Consider the following 3553-nt stretch of genomic DNA (forward strand, 5'->3'; position numbering starts at 1 on the left):
TCATCTCAAAAACAGTAGTAATATACAATTGATTCCGACACAACTGACATTTGCAATAATCTAGGAAGCCGATTAAGTACTATCGAAGAAGTAAAAACAGAAATAGTAGCCAATCCATTTTTGAAAAAGAAAACATTAACCAATCTTCAGTATCGATAACCAAAATTCCAAAAGGAATTTATTTGATTAAAAAAAACAATGATTAGAAATGTACAAATAAGAACATAATAATCAATCAATTAATAGTTCAATTACTGATAAAAAAAGCTATTAAATTGTCACCCTTTTTTTATTCGTATTTTAATCTTAAATGACTAAATTTGCACCGTTAAATACAACAAACTACACAACAATGATCCATTTCTTTGAAAACCAAAGCAAAACTGTTTTTGCAGTACAAACGCAAAACGAAATTTCGGCTCAAGACATTTCAAAACTCAACTGGCTATTCGCCGATTCCAATAAAGTAGAAAAATCCGTTTTGTCGGATTTTTTTGTTGGACCTCGTGCCACTATGATTACACCTTGGAGTACCAATGCGGTGGAAATCACCCAAAATATGGGGATTACCGGAATCATCCGTATTGAAGAATTTCACAAAGTAGCAGCCGATTTCAATGATTTCGATCCTATGCTTTCGCAAAAATATAGCGAGTTGAATCAAGATATTTTCACTATCCACATTCAACCAGAAGCTATTTTGGACATTGATGATATTGCTACTTATAATAAAACAGAAGGTTTGGCCTTAAGCCAAGAAGAAGTAGAATATTTGGATAATTTATCAACCAAATTAGGTAGAAAATTAACAGATTCAGAGATTTTCGCTTTCTCTCAAGCCAATTCAGAGCACTGTCGTCACAAAATTTTCAACGGAACTTTCGTTATTGACGGAGTAGAAAAAGAAACTTCTCTTTTCAAATTAATCAAAAAAACATCTCAGGAAAACCCTAACGATATTGTTTCGGCTTACAAAGACAATGTGGCTTTTGTAAAAGGACCAAGAGTACAACAGTTTGCACCAAAAACTGCCGACAAACCTGATTTTTACGAAATAAAAGAATTTGATTCTGTTATCTCCTTAAAAGCAGAAACCCATAATTTCCCAACAACTGTAGAGCCTTTCAACGGAGCTGCAACTGGATCAGGAGGAGAAATTCGTGACCGTTTGGCTGGTGGACAAGGTTCATTACCAATGGCAGGAACTGCTGTTTACATGACTTCTTATTCTCGTTTGGAAGAAAACAGACCTTGGGAAGATGCAGTAACCGAAAGAAAATGGTTGTACCAGACTCCAATGGACATCTTGATTAAAGCTTCAAATGGAGCTTCTGATTTTGGAAACAAATTTGGACAACCGCTTATTACTGGTTCAGTTTTGACTTTCGAACACGAAGAAAACGACCGTAAAATTGGTTACGATAAAGTAATCATGCAAGCAGGTGGAATTGGTTATGGAAAATTAGATCAAGCTATCAAACATAAACCACAAGAAGGAGACAAAATCGTTATCCTTGGTGGAGAAAATTATAGAATTGGAATGGGTGGTGCAGCTGTATCCTCAGCAGATACAGGAGCTTTTGGTTCAGGAATTGAATTAAACGCCATACAACGTTCCAACCCAGAAATGCAAAAACGTGCTGCCAACGCCATTCGTGGTTTGGTAGAAAGTGACAATAACCCAATCGTTTCTATTCACGATCACGGAGCAGGTGGACATTTAAATTGTCTTTCGGAATTGGTTGAAGAAACTGGAGGATTAATCAATTTGGACAAATTGCCTGTTGGTGACCCTACCCTTTCTGCAAAAGAAATCATTGGTAACGAATCCCAAGAAAGAATGGGATTGGTTATTGGTAAAAAAGACATCGACATTTTACAACGAATTGCAGACAGAGAACGCTCTCCAATGTACCAAGTAGGAGATGTAACTGGTGATCACCGTTTTACTTTCGAATCAAAAACTACTGGCTTAAAACCAATGGATTATGCTTTGGAAGATTTCTTTGGAAGTTCTCCAAAAACTGTAATGACGGACAACACCGTTGATTACAACTATGCAGGTTTAGAATACAACGTAAAAAACATAGCAACTTACTTAGAGCAAGTTTTACAATTGGAAGCTGTTGCCTCTAAAGACTGGTTGACTAACAAAGTAGACCGTTGTGTAGGAGGAAAAGTAGCCAAACAACAATGTGCCGGGCCATTGCAATTACCATTGAACAATTGTGGTGTTATGGCTTTGGATTACCAAGGAATAGAAGGTATCGCAACCTCAATTGGACACTCACCTATCGCTGCACTTATCGACCCTGTTGCGGGAAGTAGAACAGCAATAGCCGAATCATTATCAAATATTGTTTGGGCTCCAATTAAAGACGGATTGAAAGGAATTTCATTGTCGGCCAACTGGATGTGGGCTTGTAAAAACGAAGGTGAAGACGCTCGTTTATATGCCGCTGTTGAAGGTTGTTCTGAATTTGCAATCGAATTGGGAATCAACATTCCGACTGGAAAAGATTCACTTTCGATGAAACAAAAATATCCAAATGACGAAGTAATAGCACCGGGAACGGTAATTATTTCCGCTGGTGGAAATTGTATCGATATTAGAAAAGTAGTAGAGCCTGTTTTACAAAAAGACGGAGGTTCAATTTATTATATCAATTTGTCCCAAGACGAATTCAAATTAGGAGGTTCTTCATTCGCACAAACGCTGAATGTTATCGGAAATGATGCACCTACTATCAAAGACGCAGCATTTTTCAAAAATGCATTCAATACCCTTCAAGAATTGATTTTAGATAATCAAATCTTAGCAGGACACGATATTGGAAGTGGTGGTTTAATCACTACTTTATTGGAAATGTGTTTTGCTGACGTGAATTTGGGAGCCAAAATAGACTTCTCAGTTTTTGAAGAAAAAGACATTATCAAATATCTTTTTGCCGAAAACATTGCTGTTGTTTTCCAAGCCAATTCAGACGAAGCAGTTGAAGCTAAATTGAGCGCAAACAATGTATCTTTCTTCAAATTAGGAAACGCAACAACAGAAGCTACTTTAGACTTTGGTCCTTGTAAATTAGACATTGCAAAATACAGAGACATTTGGTTCAAAACATCTTTCTTGTTAGACCAAAAGCAATCTAAAAACGGGACTGCCCAAGCACGTTTCGATAATTATAAAAACCAAGTATTAAACTATACTTTCCCATCTCATTTTACAGGAAAAAAACCTGTAATTGACGCTTCAAAACCAAGACCAAAAGCAGCAATCATTCGTGAAAAAGGAAGTAACTCCGAGCGTGAAATGGCTAATGCAATGTACTTGGCTGGATTTGACGTAAAAGATGTTCACATGACCGATTTGATTTCTGGACGTGAAAATCTAGAAGATATTCAATTCATTGGAGCTGTTGGAGGATTCTCAAATTCAGATGTTTTGGGTTCTGCCAAAGGTTGGGCCGGAGCATTCAAATACAACGAAAAAGCAAACACAGCATTGAAAAATTTCTTCAAAAGAGAAGACACTTTATCTGTTGGAATCTGTAAC

Annotated in this window: 1 protein-coding gene; it reads left to right on the forward strand. The window is 36.8% G+C overall.

Annotation, left to right across the window (positions count from 1 at the left end; genetic code table 11):
- Positions 1 to 352 precede the first annotated feature (352 nt).
- A partial coding sequence (gene purL / locus VFS71_RS06870) for a phosphoribosylformylglycinamidine synthase (protein WP_326400184.1) occupies positions 353 to 3553 on the forward strand: 3201 nt, incomplete at its 3' end.

The organism is Flavobacterium sp. (assembly GCF_035760125.1).
Taxonomy (GTDB): domain Bacteria; phylum Bacteroidota; class Bacteroidia; order Flavobacteriales; family Flavobacteriaceae; genus Flavobacterium.